The sequence below is a fragment of the Microbacterium sp. C7(2022) genome (assembly GCF_028823665.1).
In the GTDB taxonomy this organism is placed as follows: domain Bacteria; phylum Actinomycetota; class Actinomycetes; order Actinomycetales; family Microbacteriaceae; genus Microbacterium.
Genome location: NZ_JAPEHV010000005.1, coordinates 314,787 through 330,143, shown reverse-complemented (window position 1 = coordinate 330,143; position 15,357 = coordinate 314,787). Strand labels below are relative to the sequence as shown.

Genomic DNA, 15,357 nt, shown 5'->3' with positions numbered 1-15,357 from the left:
TCTTTGCAAGATTTTCTTTGCAAAAATTTGTTTGCACGCGAGGGCGATCGGTTTAGGCTCGATCCATGCCCTCCGAGAACCCGCTACTCACCCCGTCCACCCTCCCCTACGGACTGCCGGACTACCGACTCATCCGACCCGAGCACTACCTACCGGCCTTTGACGTTGCCTTCGCCCAGCACCGTGAAGAAATCAGCCGAATCACCCGCGCTCGATCGATGCCGACCTTCGAGAACACCATGGTGCCGATCGAAGAGAGCGGCAGCGCACTCGAACAAGTCGCGCACACGTTCTACACAGTCTCATCAGCAGATGCGACGGAGGAGATCCAAGAGATCGACGAGCAGCTGGCGCCCCTCATGTCAGCGCATCACGATGCAATTCAGCTGGACTCGGCGCTGTTCTGGCGCATCAAGACGCTGCACGAACAGATCGAGGCGTCCGACTGGACGGACGAGCAGCGATACCTCGTCCAGCGCCACTTCCAGGAAATGTCGCACGCCGGCGCGGCGCTCGACGAGGACGCCAAGGCACAGCTCACGCGCCTCAACCAGCGCCTGTCAGTCCTGTCGACGACCTTCGAGAAGAACCTCCTCGCCGACACCAACGACCTCGCCGTCGTTTTTGATGACGTCTCCGAACTTGAAGGCCTGAGCGACGGCGCGCTGTCCGCAGCGGCGCAGGCGGCGAGCGACCGCGGACTAGAGGGGAAGTGGCTGATCACCCTCACCCTCTTCACCGGGCATCCTGCATTGTCGTCGTTGACGAATCGAGAGAGCAGGCGACGGATCCTCGAGGCCTCGCGTGCGCGCGGTCGCCGCGGCAACGAACACGACAACCGAGCAGTATTGCTCGAGATCGTGCGCCTCCGCGCCGAACGCGCGCGCCTGCTGGGGTACGCATCTCACGCGGCGTACATCACGTCCGATCAGACGGCCGGGTCCCCCGACGCCGTCCACACGCTGTTGCGTAAGCTCGCCGTGCCCGCTGCTGAGAACGCGCGCCGCGAGCAAGAAGCGCTGCAAGCGCTAATCGACGCCGACCCTGAGCCCTTCCCTCTCGAAGCGCATGACTGGGCGTACTACACCGAGAAGGTCCGCACCGCGCGGTATGACATCGACACGGCGGCGTTGCGTCCGTGGTTCGAGGCCGAACGCGTCCTCCAACAGGGTGTATTCCGCGCCGCCACCGAGCTGTACGGCGTCACTTTCACCGAGCGTCACGATCTCCCCGCGTATCATCCCGACGCACGTGTCTTCGAACTCCACAATGAGGACGGGTCCGAGCTCGGCTTGTATGTGCTCGACCTCTACACCCGCGATTCCAAGCGCGGGGGCGCGTGGATGAACTCGATCGTGTCGCAGTCTCGACTGCGCGACAGCCGGCCCGTCGTGGTGAACAACCTCAACGTGCCCAAGCCCGCGGCCGGTCAACGCACATTGCTCTCGTTGGACGAGGTCACCACCCTCTTCCACGAGTTCGGGCATGCGTTGCACGGACTGTTCGCGACGGTCACCTATCCACACTTCGCGGGAACGAATGTCTTCCGAGACTTCGTCGAGTTCCCGAGCCAGGTCAACGAGATGTGGATCTACTGGCCCGAGATCCTCACCTCGTATGCTCGCCACATCGAGACAGACGAGCCTCTCCCGGCGGACCTCGTCACACGACTGCACGAGTCCGAGGCATTCAACCAGGGCTTCGCCACCAGCGAGTATCTCGCGGCTTCCTGGCTCGACCAGGCCTGGCATTCGCTGGCGGCCGACGATGCCAAGGCCGATATCGACGTCGCCCTCTTCGAGGCTGCGGCCCTGGCCGACATCGGCTTGGCCAACCCGGTGGTTCCCACGCGCTACTCATCCACCTACTTCGCGCATGTGTTCTCAGGCGGCTACAGCGCCGGGTACTACTCGTACATCTGGAGCGAGGTGCTCGATGCCGACACCGTCGAGTGGTTCCGTGAGAACGGCGGTCTGACTCGTGCCAACGGCGACCGCTTCCGCGAGAGGCTGCTGGGCGTTGGGGGTTCGAAGGACCCGCTCGAGGCCTACCGCGACTTCCGCGGCCGCGACGCCCGTATCGAGCCCCTCTTGGCTCGCCGCGGCCTCACCGGCTGAGACAACGCAAACCGCCCCGACCGCGAGAGCGGCATCGGGGCGGTTTGTCGTATCAGCGAGCGATCACGCGCTTTTTCGCTTCTGCCTCAGAACGAAGGTGGGCGCAGCCCCGTCTTCGACAGCGGCCTGGGTAACGATGACCTTGTCGACATCTTCGGTCGAAGGAATCTCGAACATGATCGGTCCGAGTACATCCTCAAGGATCGCGCGGAGGCCCCGCGCGCCCGTCTTCCGCTCCACAGCCAGGTCGGCGATGGCTCCCAGCGCGCCGTCGTCGAATTCGAGTTCGACGCCGTCGAGTTCGAACATTCGCTGGTACTGCTTCACCAGGGCGTTCTTCGGTTCGGAGAGGATCTCCATCAACGCCTCGCGGTCGAGAGGTGAGACAGATGCCACAACCGGCAGACGGCCGATGAATTCCGGAATCAACCCGAACTTGTGAAGGTCTTCGGGCCGCACTTCGCCGAAGAGGTTCAGGTCGTCGCCCTTTTCATGCAACTGGGCGCCGAAGCCGATGCCGTGCTTGCCGACGCGTGACGAGATGATGTCCTCGAGCCCGGCGAACGCGCCCGCCACGATGAACAACACGTTCGTGGTGTCGATCTGAATGAACTCCTGGTGCGGGTGCTTACGTCCGCCTTGCGGGGGCACAGAAGCCACGGTGCCCTCGAGAATCTTCAGCAACGCCTGCTGCACGCCCTCACCGGAAACATCCCGCGTGATCGACGGGTTCTCGGCCTTCCGCGCGATCTTGTCGACCTCGTCGATATAGATGATGCCGGTCTCGGCACGCTTGGTGTCGAAGTCGGCGGCCTGCAACAGCTTGAGGAGAATGTTTTCCACGTCTTCGCCGACGTAGCCAGCTTCCGTGAGCGCGGTCGCGTCGGCGACGGCGAACGGAACGTTCAATCGCTTCGCGAGCGTCTGCGCCAAGTACGTCTTGCCGCACCCGGTCGGCCCGAGCAGCAGGATGTTGCTCTTGGCGATCTCAACCTCTTCGGCCCGCTGCTCCGCAGACTGAATGGTTCCGTGTGCCCGCACGCGCTTGTAGTGGTTGTACACGGCCACTGCCAACGCACGCTTTGCTGCGTGCTGGCCCACCACGTATTCCTCGAGGTAGCTGAAGATCTCGCGCGGCTTGGGAAGGTCGAACTCGGCAACCTCACCGGACGCGGACTCTGCCATGCGCTCTTCGATGATCTCGTTGCACAACTCGACGCACTCATCGCAGATGTAGACGCCTGGTCCGGCAATGAGCTGCTGAACCTGCTTCTGGCTCTTCCCGCAGAACGAGCACTTGAACAGGTCGGCACTCTCACCGATGCGGGCCATGACGCGACTCCTCGTCCTGCCGAGACGACCCCGGCACTGGTATGAGCCTAACTGCTGGCGCGGACAACGCGCGGGATTGCGACGGAGAGTGTGGATGGCGGGCGTCCGCTGTCAGCGGACGCCCACCCCCGCACACGACGAAGCGCCCTCCACCGATCGGCGGGAGGGCGCTTCGGGCGACACTCGCTCAGGCGGTGATGGCACCCGGCGTGCGCTTGCGCGTGGACAGCACCTGGTCCACGAGACCGTAGGTGAGCGCCTCGTCCGCAGAGAGGATCTTGTCGCGGTCGATGTCCTTATTGACTTCTTCCTGCGTCTTGTTCGAGTGCTTGGCGAGGGTCTCTTCGAGCCACGTACGCATACGAAGAATCTCTGCTGCCTGGATCTCGATGTCCGACGCCTGGCCGTGTCCGGCCTCGCCGACCGCGGGCTGGTGGATGAGAATCCGCGCGTTCGGGAGGGCGAGTCGCTTGCCAGGTGTACCAGCGGCCAGAAGCACCGCCGCCGCCGACGCCGCCTGCCCGAGCACGACCGTCTGGATCTGCGGAGCGACGAACTGCATCGTGTCGTAGATGGCCGTCATCGCGGTGAACGAGCCGCCCGGCGAGTTGATGTACATGATGATGTCGCGGTCCGGGTCCTGGCTCTCCAGCACCAACAGCTGCGCCATGACATCGTCGGCGGACGCGTCGTCCACCTGCACGCCGAGGAAGATGATGCGGTCTTCGAACAGCTTGTTGTACGGGTCCTGACGCTTGTAGCCGTAGGCGGTGCGCTCTTCGAACTGCGGCAGGATGTAGCGGCTGCCGGGCATCTGAAGGCCCTGCGGGGCCGCGGGGAAGTTAGGGGTGTGCATGATGTGAGGTTCTCTCTCTTCGGCCTTCGTCGGTCAGCTCGCGGTTCCGCCGCCGCCGGTGACGTCCGCCGCGTGCTCGCGGATGTGATCGACGAAGCCGTACTCCAGGGCTTCCTCCGCGGTGAACCAACGGTCACGGTCCCCGTCGGCATTGATCTGTTCGACCGACTTGCCCGTCTGCGCCGATGTGATCTCAGCGAGTCGCTTCTTCATCGACAGAATGAGCTGCGCCTGAGTCTGGATGTCGCTCGCGGTGCCACCGAATCCGCCGTGGGGCTGGTGAAGCAGCACGCGCGCGTTCGGCGTGATGTAGCGCTTGCCCTTGGTTCCGCTGGTGAGCAGCAACTGGCCCATCGATGCGGCCATGCCGATACCGACCGTGACGATGTCGTTCGGAACGAACTGCATCGTGTCGTAGATCGCCATTCCGGCCGTGATCGAACCGCCGGGCGAGTTGATGTAAAGGTAGATGTCCTTCTCGGCATCCTCGGCCGCGAGAAGAAGGATCTTCGCGCAGATCTCGTTGGCGTTCTCGTCGCGCACTTCGGACCCGAGCCAGATGATCCGGTCCTTGAGCAGCCTGTCGAAGACACTCGTCGCCATAAGCGGTTCTGGCATGTTCACTCCTGTTTCGGTGGTCTTGACTTCGAATCTACCGGCGTGGCCGCGCTCGCTCGCCCGTGTTCGCCGTGGGCAGATCGGGAGCACGAAAATGGGGCGGATGCCGCAGCATCCGCCCCATCTAGATCAACACATCTCGTGCGATCACTCCGTGTCGGCGTCCGCCTTCTTCGCGGGCGCCTTCTTGGCTGCCGGCTTCTTGGCGGCCGGCTTCTTGGCGGCGGGCTTCTTCTTCGCCGGTGCTTCTTCAGCCTCGATGACGTCATCGGCCTCGGCCGCGGCATCCGCGACCTCCTGTGCCTCTTCGGCGGCCTCTTCCTCGGCGTCGTCCTCATCCTCGACGGCGACGAAGCCGGTCAGGTCGACCGTCTTGCCGTTGGTGTCGACGACGGTGACCTTGCCGAGCGCGACGGCGAGAGCCTTGTTGCGCGCGACCTCACCGACGACGGCGGGCAGCTGGTTGCCCTCCTGGAGAGCGTTGACGAAGTCCTGGGGCGACATGCCGTACTGCGCGGAGGACTGCACGATGTACTGCGTGAGCTCGTCCTGCGAGACCTGGACGTTGACCGTCTCAGCGATCTTGTCGAGGAGCATCTGCGTCTTGAACTGCTTCTCGCTCGCTTCTGCGACCTCGGCGCGGTGCACGTCGTCCTCGAGGCGACCTTCACCTTCGAGGTGGTTGTGCACCTCGTCGTCGATGAGCTGCTGCGGGACGGCGATTTCCACCGTCTCGAGCAGTGTTTCGATCAGCTTGTCGCGCGCGGCGGAGCCCTGCGTGAAGACCGACTGCTGGCTGACGCGCTCGCTGAGGCTGTCACGCAGCTCGCCGATGGTGTCGAACTCGCTCGCGATCTGTGCGAAGTCGTCATCTGCCTCGGGGAGCTCGCGCTCCTTGACAGCCTTGACCGTCACCGCAACCTCGGCCTCTTCACCGGCGTGGTCGCCGCCAACGAGCTTCGAGCGGAACGTGGTGTCTTCACCGGCCGTCAGCGAGTCGATCGCTTCGTCGATGCCTTCGAGCAGCTCGCCCGAGCCAACCTCGTACGACACGCCCTCGGCGCGGTCGATTTCCGCGCCGTCGATCGTGGCGATCATGTCGAGCTCGACGAAGTCACCAGACTTCGCGGGGCGGTCCACGGTGATGAGGGTGCCGAAGCGCGCGCGAAGCTTGTCGAGCTCCGCGTCGATCGCCGACTCGTCGACCTCGACGGCGTCGACCTCGATGGTCGTTCCCTCGAATGCGGGCAGGTCGAACTCGGGGCGCACGTCCACCTCGACCGAAACCTCGAGATCGCCCGAGAAGTCCTTCTCGGCGGGCCACTCGACGACCTCCGCGCTCGGGCGGCCCATGACGCGCAGTTCGTTGGCCTCAACGGCTTCGCGGTAGAAAGTGTCGAGACCCTCGCTGACAGCGTGCTCGAGAACGGCGACGCGGCCGATGCGCTGGTCGATGATCGGTGCGGGCACCTTGCCCTTGCGGAATCCGGGGATCTGCACGTCCTGTGCGATGTGCTCGTATGCGTGAGCAATGCTCGGCTTGAGCTCTTCCGGGGTGACCGTGATGTGGAGCTTCACCCGAGTGGGGCTGAGCTTCTCTACGGTGCTGTTCACCATGCCTGTTCGTTCTCCTCGATTGGACCGCACGATAGCGCGGCGGTTGAAGGTCTGTTTCGCGGGGATGCCGTGATGTCGGGGCGACAGGATTTGAACCTGCGACTTCCCGCTCCCAAAGCGGGCGCTCTACCAAGCTGAGCTACGCCCCGGGCGGGTTCACACGCGTTGCATGCAATTTCGGCCCCGTGCAGTCTAGCCGACGCACCCGCACTCTCGCTCCGAAGCGCGAGTACGTGCTCAGTGGCAAAGACACCGCAAAGATTCGACTACACTGTGGGATGCCGCGGATTACCGCCGCGGGGATGTAGCTCAATGGTAGAGCCTCAGTCTTCCAAACTGATGGTGCGGGTTCGATTCCCGTCATCCCCTCCACATACTCAGCCGACAGGTTCCGCGTCAGAGCGACTCGGTGTGCGCCCGCACGTGTTGCCGATAATTCTCGGCATTCGCGGTGATTCCGGCCTGCTCGTCGGGGGTGAGCGACCGCCGCACCTTAGCGGGCACACCCGCCACCAGCGACCCGGGCGGCACGACCGTTCCCTCGAGCACGACGGCACCAGCCGCAACCAAACTCCCCGCACCGATCACTGCGCCCGAAAGAACGACGCTGCCCATTCCGATCAGCGAGTCGTCACCGATCGTGCAACCGTGCACCACCGCGTTGTGACCGACCGACACATTTGCGCCGATCCGTAAAGGAGAGCCTCGGTCGACGTGAGCCGACACGTTGTCCTGAAGGTTGCTGCCCGCTCCGATGGTGATCTCGTCGCCGTCCGCGCGCACCACGGCGTTGTACCAGATGCTCGCACCCTCCCCCGCCGTGACGCGGCCGATCACCCGCGCACCGTCGGCGACGAAGGCGGTCTCATCGATTACGGGCGTATGACCGCCCACCGCCAGAATGGATGCGTGTACCGAGATGGTCATGCCAGAAGCGTAGGCCCTTGGCTCGGCCTTCCAGCGAAATCCCAGACAGAGCCAGAGTTAGCGGAGCCTTTGCTTGCTTGCGGAATGCCACCAGCTGAGTAGCGTTGCATCCAGACAAGAGGATCCGCCCCGCCCGGGGACAGGGGATCCGAAATGGAGGCGCTTTCATGTCCAAGACACAGACCACCCCCGCCACCGCCGCCGACCCGACGGCCGCTGCGGCAGCCGCACAGTTCCTTACCCCCGTCGTAATCGGCCTGCAGTCGCTGGCCGTCAACGGAAAGCAGGCGCACTGGAACGTGCGCGGCGCGAACTTCATCGCCATTCACGAACTTCTCGACACGATCGTCGCTCACGCGCAAGACGGCGCCGACACCGCTGCAGAGCGCATCGTCGCCCTCGGCCTGCCCGTCGACGCTCGTGTGAGCACGGTCGCCGAAAAGGCGCAGAAGACCGCTGTGTCGGCAGGATTCGCGCAGTGGGACGACACCGTGCGTGCGATCATCGCTGACATGGACGCCGTCATCGCTGATGTGAAGGCTGCGATCGACGGTCTCGACGAGTTCGATCTGACCAGCCAGGATGTCGCGATCGCGATCATGCAATCGCTCGAGAAGGACCGCTGGTTCCTCTTCGCGCACGTCGCCGCGTAGCAGTCCCGTCACGATGGCCCCTGACCGCTTCGGTCGGGGGCCATCGTCGTGTGATCGCGAGGGTCAGGGGCGCTGCAGGTAGGCGAGCACCGCGAGGACTCGGCGATGCTCGGTTCCTGATTCTTCGAGGCCAAGCTTGACGAAGATCGAGCTGATGTTCTTCTCGACGGCGCCCACCCCGATGAAGAGGCGCTGAGCGATGCTGCCGTTGCTGCGCCCCTCGGCCATCAGGGTGAGCACATCCCGCTCTCGCGGGGTGAGCGCGCTCATCGGATCCGGGGCGCTCGCCAGAAGGCCCTGCACCACGAGCGGATCGAGTACGGTTCCGCCCTGGTGCACGCGGCGCACCGCGTCCGTGAACTCTGCGAGGGACGTGACGCGGTCCTTCAGCAGATACCCCACTCGGCCCTCTCCTGCCGCCAACAGTTCACGCGCGTACACACCCTCGACATACTGACTCAGCACAAGAATCGCGACGTCAGGTTCTGACGCGCGTATCGCCAGGGCTGCTCGGATTCCTTCGTCCCGGTACTCCGGCGGCATCCGAACATCGAGAACCACGACATCCGCTTGTGCTTCCCGCACGCGGCGTACCGCGTCTTCGGCATCCGCCCAGGCACCCACGGGGGTGTAGCCGGCTTCCTCGAAGAGGCGCACGAGACCTTCACGAAGCAACACAGAGTCTTCGAACAGCGCAACACGCAATCCGGCTTCGGTCATGGCGTAAGCGTACGGGCCTGGGGCGGGGCCGCGAGCGGGATGTGCACGCCCACGGTGGTCGGCCCGCCGAGCGGTGAGGTGAGGGTCAGGATGCCGCGGAGCCCCGCCGCACGTCCCCGCAGACCCTCAAGACCGTGCCCTGAGCGGAACACGGCGCCACCGCGGCCGTTGTCGACGACCCACACGTCGATCCATCGCTGCGTCGCCGTCTCGGCGCGCACCCCGACCTGGAGCGTAATCGCGCTGGCAAGCGAATGCTTGACGGCGTTAGTGAGAAGTTCGGCGACAAAGAAGTAAATCGCGCGCGCGATCTCGGGCGCCGCTACGGCATCCACATCCGGGTCCACATTGCTGTGCACGTGAATCGCGGTGTTCTGCGCAATGGCTTCCAGTGAGGCCGCGAGGCCGCGATCCTGTAGGAGGGGCGGCGCAACGCCGCTTGAGAGCGCTCGCAACTCTTCGAGGGCTGACTTCGCATACGACCGCGAGTCTCGTGCCAGCTCGGCTGCGGCATCGGTGTCACCGGCATCCAAGCGTCGTTCGAGCGATGCCAAGTCCATCTGCAGCCGCACGAGGGTCTGCTGCGGGCCGTCATGGATGTCACGCTCGAGCCGCCGCAACGCCGCGTCTTCGGCCTGCACCGCGGCATCTCGTGCCACTGATTCAGCGCGCACCTCGTCTGCGAGATCGTCCGAGCGCCAGCGACCGAGCATCGCGGTCACAATGGAGTGATGCGCATGTGCAAGGCCTGCCATCACCCACGGGAGCGTGATCGCGCACAGGAGACCCGCAAGTGCGCTGAGCAAGGCCTCAACGGACGCTGGCGACCACTCCCCGAACACTGCGGGCAGACGGTCCGCGACCCACTCCCCCCAACGCGCGTCGGCGTCCGTCGGCAGGAACAGTCCCCAGAACCAGTAAGTCAGGCCCCCGAGCGCCACGCTGACCCACACGGTGGTGATGACGAACGTGATCGTGCTGACGATCGGCGAGACGATCATCCCGTGAACCAGCGCGACCCAGTAGTGCGCACTACGCAATGGGCGCGAGAACACCCTCCAGAAACTGTCGTCGCCGACAGCGTCACGAGACCAGAGCGGTTCAGAGACCTCGGGCAATCCGGTCAGCCCGAGCAGAAACCGATCGGCAACCGCAAACCCGCGCGCGACGAACAAACTGCCGACGACGATCGGCACACCGACGATGAGGATCAAGAGCCCGACGCCCGTCCAGAACAGCGACGCAAGAACGCTCACGGCCGTCATCGCCAGGATGAACACCGCCAGGATGTACAGGACCCGCCCCGGCGTTCGAGCCCACAGCGTCGCGTACGTGTTGTGCGACATCGTTTCCTCCTTCAGGATGCTTGTTCCCGTGCTCCACGGGCTCAGCTTCCTTCAGCCTCGACGAGTGCTACGACGATCTGAACCCGGCGGACACCCCGACCATACGGGGGTTCTCCCCCGTATGGTCGGTCTACGCCACGTGCGTGAGCCGTCCGCCCAGCACCGTCGCACCGACCACCATCGCGCGCAGGGCTCCGTCATCGGCGTGGAGGGGGTCCGCTGCGCACAGGACGAGGTCCGCGGGCGCACCCGGGTGGATGAGCGCGGGATCATTCGATCCACCCCGCGTCGACGCGGCGACAGCCGTACGCAGCGACACGCCTTCATCGGGCCGCCATGGCTCGCGCCCATCGCCGGTCCGGAACGCCGCTGCCGCCATGGCTGCCCACGGATCGAGGCGTGACACCGGGGCATCCGATCCGAACAGCAGGTTCGCCCCCGAGTCGGCGAGGGACTTGAGTGGATATGGGTGAGCGGTCTGATCCGCCCAGATCGTATCGGTCAAGTCCCGATCGTCGATGGCATGGGTGGGCTGCACGCTCGCGTTCACCCCGAGTCGGGCGAAGCGCGGGATATCGCTGTGCGCGACCAATTGAGCGTGCTCGATCGAGCCCCATGCGCCGGTGACTGCGAACGCGTCCAGGGCGTGCGCGTTTGCGACATCACCGATCGCGTGCACGGCACACGACAGCCCACCCGCGGTGGCGTGGGTCATCCAGTCGACCAACGTCGCAGGATCGACCGTCAGGATGCCGCGGTTGCCGGGATCACCCGGATACGGGTGCGAGCAGGCGGCGGTTCGTGTGCCCAGGGAGCCATCGGTGATCACCTTGAACGGACCGACGCGGGCAAGATCGCTCGATGCGCCACGCGCCACGTCGCCGGTCTGGAGTCCCTCGGTGAGTGCGCGGTCGAGAAACATCGGATAGATCCCGAACTCCACGCGGAGGCCGTCGAAGCCCCCGCGGATCCGTCGCGCCCACGCCTCTTCGTTCCACGCCATATCGAGATCGACCACACCCACGACACCGCGGGCCGCGGCATCCCGGGCCATCTGCGATACGAGCGGATCGCTCAGGTGAGCGGGCACGTCGTTCAGGCGGCGCGAGATCTCGAAGGCCGGCTCTTCGCGCAGAAAGCCGTCCGGCGAGTGCTCCATCTGCTCGCGGCGCAGCGCGGCCGAGTTGAGCCACACGCTGTGAACGTCGGCGTTGATCATGTACGTGGGCACGTCGCCGGTCGCGGCATCCAGGTCGGCGAGCGAGGGAGTGTCGGTCCAGAAGGCATCGCGGAATCCGTCGCCCACCCGCCGCCCGTCGGCTCCTGGAGCGACCGCGGACATAACCGCAGCAGCCTGGGCAGCGGTTGTGACGTGCCCGAGCGGCTCACGTGTGGCCGACATCGCCCACTGGGTCACGTGGACGTGGTGATCCCAGAGCCCTGGAATCAGCCACGCACCATCGGCGTCGACCACCCGCCCGTGACGTGGGAGTGCCCCGGACGGTGCAATGTCGACGATCGCCCCCTCGGCCATGTGCACGTCGACGAGCTCATCACCGAACGGGTCGAACCGCTCGGGCGCCGCAATCCGTGCGCGAGCGATCACGTCGACGTGGTCACCGTGCGACAGAGTCATCGGGCAGCCCGCCGCGCGTCGAGGTCACGCTGCATCTCGCCCGCGAGACGCGGATCTGCGTAGGGCGTGGCCGCCGCGTTCAAGTGAGCGATGATCGTCTCGACGGTCTCGTCAGGACGGTTCTGGCTGAGCTTGCGCTTGCCGACCACTCGTTGCGGGGTCAGCCGGAACCCGATCGTCCCGCGCTCGAGCTTCTCGACGAATGCGGGGTCGTTCGGTGCCTCCCACAGCAGCCGCGGCTGCGGCATCTCTCGTTCGAAACGTGCCACCAGTCTCTCCAGTACCTGCAGGTTCTCCGCCGGCGAGAGGATCTCGGGCACACCACTCAAGTGGACCGAGATGAAGTTCCATGTGGGCACATTGGCGGCTTCTTCATACCATCCGGGCGACACATAACCATGGGGGCCCTGCACGATGACGAGCAGCTCTCTCTCCCCTAGTCCCAGAATGACGTCATCCGGGCGCCCGACATGCCCCACGATCGTCAGGTCATCCCGGTCAGGGTCGAGGAGGACCGCGTAGTGGGATGCCACGAGAGCTCCGTCGACGTCGCTCACGATCGTCACCCACGGGTTCGCATCGATCAGGCGACGGATCTCGCTCACGTCCGACAGCACGAAACTGGGATTCTGACGCATGTTCACAGCCTACGAGCCCGGGGTTGCCGCCGTGCTCACGCTTGGCAGCTCGGGCACCAGTACAGCTTGCGTGACGCCGCTTCTTCAACGATGACGGCGGTGCCGCACACGCGGCACGGCAGCCCGGCGCGGTGGTACACCCAGTGCCGATCATCACGATGCGCCATGGCACGACGATAGGCGTCGGGGTCAAGGTCGTCCATCGTCATCATCTGGCCCGTCTCGACTCCGATCTGCAGGAGTCGGGTCCAGTCGCGCCACATGTCGCGCACGACCTCTTCGCGCACATCGCGGCCGGGTGTGTGCGGATTCTGTCGCGCCCGGAAGAGAATCTCGGCGCGGTAGACGTTTCCGATTCCGCTGACGACCGCCTGATCCATCAGAAGCAGACCGATCGGCGTGGGCTTACGCCGGACGACCGAAACGAACCGTTCCTCGCCCTCGGCGTGGTCATCGACCAAGGGATCCGGCCCGAGCTTGCTGATCACGGCCGCTACCTCATCGGCTGTGCGCACCTCACACGCCGTGGGGCCTCTCAGATCGGCGCACGTGGCATCCGTCAACAGACGCAGTCGCACCTGACCGACCACGGGGGGCGGCCACTCGTCGCCGTCGTCATCCAACCCTCGCGTCTGCTCACTCATCCGCACGTGCACGCGGGCGCGACGCGGCGCACCGATCGACGTCAGCGAGTTCTCCCCCGCGGCATCCAGAATCGGCGTTTCGAGATCGGTGCCGCGCTGATTCGTCTGCCCCATCCGCCCATTGGCGGCGGCGATGGTGGGGTCGACGACGATCTCGCCGGCAAAGTCCCACGCTCCGTACATGCCCAGGTGCACGCGCAGCCACACGTCATGGTCGAACTCGAGGAACATCTGCTTGCCGACCGCGCGTACCTGCGTCGGCACGCGCTGATCAAGCAGCGCAGCACCCTCGGCGAATCTCCCCTGCGGGCTCGTCGCGCGCACGGGGCGCCCGACGAAGTTGCGCTCGAACTGGCGCGCGATGCGGTGAACAGAATGCCCTTCGGGCACGGTCGATCAGCCCGCCTCGGGGTCGAAAGAGCTGCCGTCGGCGTCAAGGACTCCTGCACCGGCGCCGGCACGCGGATCCGGCTCGAGCGTCCCATCCGTCTCGTACGCCGCGAGCTGTGCGATGCGGCGCGAATGCCGTTCTTCGTTCGAGAACGGCGTCGACACGAAACGATCGATGAACTCGGTCACCTGCTCAAAGGTGTGCTGGCGTGCGCCGATCGCGATCACGTTGGCGTCGTTGTGTTCGCGCGCGAGCTCGGCGGTCGCGAGGCTCCAGACGAGCGCGGCGCGGATGCCCTGCACCTTGTTCGCCGCGATCTGCTCGCCGTTACCCGAACCACCGAAGACGATCCCCAGGGCTTCGACGCCCGCGTTTTGGTCACGGACGACGGCCTGTGCCGCACGGATGCAGAACGCTGGATAGTCATCGAGCGGGTCGTATTCGATCGGACCGTGGTCGATGACCTCATGCCCCTGCTCGGCCAGGTGGTGCTGGAGCTGCGTGGAGAATTCGAGGCCGGCGTGGTCGGTCGCGAGGTGTATGCGCATGGTCACGATCCTAGAGAAGATCAGGGGGCGATACCGGCGGCGGCCGGCTTGAAGCCGGCACGCACGTTCTCGCAGCATGCCGGGCGACACACATCGAACCAGGGGCCGAGATCGGTGGCGTGGGGTCGCTCGGCGGCGGCCGTGCCCTTCAGCCGCTCTTCGACCAGGTCGATCAGTCCGCGCACAAACGCCGGATCCACGCCGGGGGTGGGCGTGCGCACCGAGCGGAGCCCGGCCTCGGCTGCGGCATCCGTCGCTTCGGTGTCAAGGTCCCACAGCACTTCCATGTGGTCGCTCATGAAACCCACGGGAACGATGACGACTGCCTCCGCGCCCCGACCGGGCAGCTCCGCGATCACGTCGTTGACATCGGGCTCGAGCCACGGCTGCGACGGCGGGCCCGACCGCGACTGGTAGACGAGCTCCCACGGCACATCCGCGGCCTGAGGGATCTCATGCGCGACGGCCGCCATCACGACCGATGCGACCGCGAGGTGCTGCGCGGCGTACGCACCGCCCTCACCGAAGTCGACGTCCCTCGGACCGGACCGCTGCGCGTCGGCGGTCGGGATGCTGTGGGTGGAGAACAGCACGTGGATCTTCGCGGGGGCGATGTCGTCTGCGATGAAGCCCGCCACGGCATCGCGCACCCCGTCGATGAACGGCTGCACGAAGCCCGGGTGATCGAAGAACTGTCGGACTTTGTCGATCGTGACGGAGTCCTGTACTCCCGCCTGCTCCACCGCACTAGCGAAATCTTCGCGATACTGCCGGCAGCTCGAGAACGACGAGTAGGCGCTCGTGGCCAGCCCGAGAAGGTTGGTGTCCCCCGCCTGCGCGGCCTCGCTCACTGCCTCATGAAGGTATGGCGCCCAGTTGCGGTTGCCCCAATACACCGGTAGGTCGATGCCGCGGCTCGCGAGCTCGGCTTCGAGCGCGGCCTTGAGCGCCCGATTCTGCGCGTTGATGGGACTGACTCCATCGAAGTGGCGGTAGTGATGTGCCACCTCCTCGAGTCGCTCGTCGGGGATTCCGCGGCCCCGCGTGACGTTGCGAAGGAAGGGGATGACGTCTCCCTGCCCCTCCGGTCCTCCGAATCCTGCGAGCAGGATCGCGTCGTACGCGACGGGTTCCTCGACGTGGGCTGGTCCGCTCGAGGCTGCAGGGGACGCGTGCAACACCGGCGTGACGTCGGCGACGGGCGGGGGAACTTCACTCGGGGTGTGCGAACTCACGCCTCCATCCTCGCACCGCACTGCAGCGATGAGGTTGTGTGGTAGGCGCGGCGCTGCGCGCGCCCTGACGTAGGCTGGT

The 15,357-nt window shown here is 65.4% G+C and carries 14 protein-coding genes and 2 tRNA genes; 3 read left to right on the top strand and 13 right to left on the bottom strand.

Annotated elements, in window-relative coordinates; translation table 11 throughout:
* The first annotated feature begins 65 nt into the window (after nucleotides 1-65).
* Nucleotides 66-2,117 carry a M3 family metallopeptidase gene (locus ON062_RS09920; RefSeq protein ID WP_274646969.1) on the top strand — a complete coding sequence of 684 codons (2,052 nt, stop codon included), beginning with the start codon at nucleotides 66-68 and terminating at the stop codon, nucleotides 2,115-2,117.
* Between the two features lie 63 nt (nucleotides 2,118-2,180).
* Here ON062_RS09920 and clpX read toward each other — a convergent pair whose 3' ends face one another.
* The 5 genes from clpX to ON062_RS09895 all read right to left on the bottom strand — a co-directional run bounded on the left by clpX (nucleotide 2,181) and on the right by ON062_RS09895 (nucleotide 6,689).
* On the bottom strand, nucleotides 2,181-3,449 hold the full coding sequence (clpX, locus tag ON062_RS09915) for an ATP-dependent Clp protease ATP-binding subunit ClpX (RefSeq protein ID WP_274646968.1): 1,269 nt from the start codon (nucleotides 3,447-3,449) through the stop codon (nucleotides 2,181-2,183).
* A gap of 187 nt (nucleotides 3,450-3,636) precedes the next feature.
* On the bottom strand, nucleotides 3,637-4,305 hold the full coding sequence (locus ON062_RS09910; protein ID WP_274646967.1) for an ATP-dependent Clp protease proteolytic subunit: 669 nt from the start codon (nucleotides 4,303-4,305) through the stop codon (nucleotides 3,637-3,639).
* A 33-nt stretch (nucleotides 4,306-4,338) separates the two neighbouring features.
* The gene (locus ON062_RS09905; RefSeq protein WP_274646966.1) at nucleotides 4,339-4,923 is read right to left on the bottom strand and encodes an ATP-dependent Clp protease proteolytic subunit; all 585 of its coding nucleotides are present in this window, start codon (nucleotides 4,921-4,923) and stop codon (nucleotides 4,339-4,341) included.
* A gap of 147 nt (nucleotides 4,924-5,070) precedes the next feature.
* Entirely contained in the window at nucleotides 5,071-6,540 is a 1,470-nt protein-coding gene (gene tig, locus ON062_RS09900) for a trigger factor (protein ID WP_274646965.1), read from the bottom strand.
* A gap of 75 nt (nucleotides 6,541-6,615) precedes the next feature.
* A tRNA-Pro gene (locus ON062_RS09895) sits at nucleotides 6,616-6,689 on the bottom strand.
* Nucleotides 6,690-6,838: 149 nt separating this feature from the next.
* On the opposite strand from ON062_RS09895, the gene ON062_RS09890 reads away from it, so the two are divergent.
* Nucleotides 6,839-6,912, top strand: a tRNA-Gly gene (locus ON062_RS09890).
* Nucleotides 6,913-6,936: 24 nt separating this feature from the next.
* On the opposite strand, the gene ON062_RS09885 is transcribed toward ON062_RS09890, so the two are convergent.
* Nucleotides 6,937-7,467: a gamma carbonic anhydrase family protein gene (locus ON062_RS09885; protein ID WP_274646964.1), complete on the bottom strand. Its 531-nt coding sequence runs from the start codon at nucleotides 7,465-7,467 to the stop codon at nucleotides 6,937-6,939.
* 167 nt (nucleotides 7,468-7,634) lie between these two features.
* Between ON062_RS09885 and ON062_RS09880 the strand changes: the two genes are divergently transcribed.
* On the top strand, nucleotides 7,635-8,120 hold the full coding sequence (locus tag ON062_RS09880; protein WP_274646963.1) for a Dps family protein: 486 nt from the start codon (nucleotides 7,635-7,637) through the stop codon (nucleotides 8,118-8,120).
* Between the two features lie 63 nt (nucleotides 8,121-8,183).
* Here ON062_RS09880 and ON062_RS09875 read toward each other — a convergent pair whose 3' ends face one another.
* The 7 genes from ON062_RS09875 to ON062_RS09845 all read right to left on the bottom strand — a co-directional run bounded on the left by ON062_RS09875 (nucleotide 8,184) and on the right by ON062_RS09845 (nucleotide 15,224).
* Nucleotides 8,184-8,840 (bottom strand): response regulator transcription factor, encoded by a 657-nt coding sequence (locus ON062_RS09875; RefSeq protein ID WP_274646962.1) that lies wholly within the window; start codon nucleotides 8,838-8,840, stop codon nucleotides 8,184-8,186.
* Nucleotides 8,837-10,186, bottom strand: coding sequence for a sensor histidine kinase (locus tag ON062_RS09870; RefSeq protein ID WP_274646961.1), 1,350 nt, complete (start codon nucleotides 10,184-10,186; stop codon nucleotides 8,837-8,839). Before ON062_RS09870 ends, ON062_RS09875 begins: the two co-directional genes overlap by 4 nt.
* A gap of 130 nt (nucleotides 10,187-10,316) precedes the next feature.
* Nucleotides 10,317-11,822: an amidohydrolase gene (locus ON062_RS09865; protein WP_274646960.1), complete on the bottom strand. Its 1,506-nt coding sequence runs from the start codon at nucleotides 11,820-11,822 to the stop codon at nucleotides 10,317-10,319.
* Nucleotides 11,819-12,460, bottom strand: coding sequence for an FMN-binding negative transcriptional regulator (locus ON062_RS09860; RefSeq protein WP_274646959.1), 642 nt, complete (start codon nucleotides 12,458-12,460; stop codon nucleotides 11,819-11,821). The genes ON062_RS09865 and ON062_RS09860 overlap by 4 nt, the downstream gene beginning before the upstream one ends.
* A gap of 35 nt (nucleotides 12,461-12,495) precedes the next feature.
* Nucleotides 12,496-13,494 (bottom strand): Fpg/Nei family DNA glycosylase, encoded by a 999-nt coding sequence (locus tag ON062_RS09855; RefSeq protein WP_274646958.1) that lies wholly within the window; start codon nucleotides 13,492-13,494, stop codon nucleotides 12,496-12,498.
* A gap of 6 nt (nucleotides 13,495-13,500) precedes the next feature.
* The gene (locus ON062_RS09850; protein WP_274646957.1) at nucleotides 13,501-14,043 is read right to left on the bottom strand and encodes a ribose-5-phosphate isomerase; all 543 of its coding nucleotides are present in this window, start codon (nucleotides 14,041-14,043) and stop codon (nucleotides 13,501-13,503) included.
* Between the two features lie 20 nt (nucleotides 14,044-14,063).
* Nucleotides 14,064-15,224 (bottom strand): ferrochelatase, encoded by a 1,161-nt coding sequence (locus tag ON062_RS09845; RefSeq protein ID WP_274647059.1) that lies wholly within the window; start codon nucleotides 15,222-15,224, stop codon nucleotides 14,064-14,066.
* Nucleotides 15,225-15,357 lie beyond the last annotated feature (133 nt).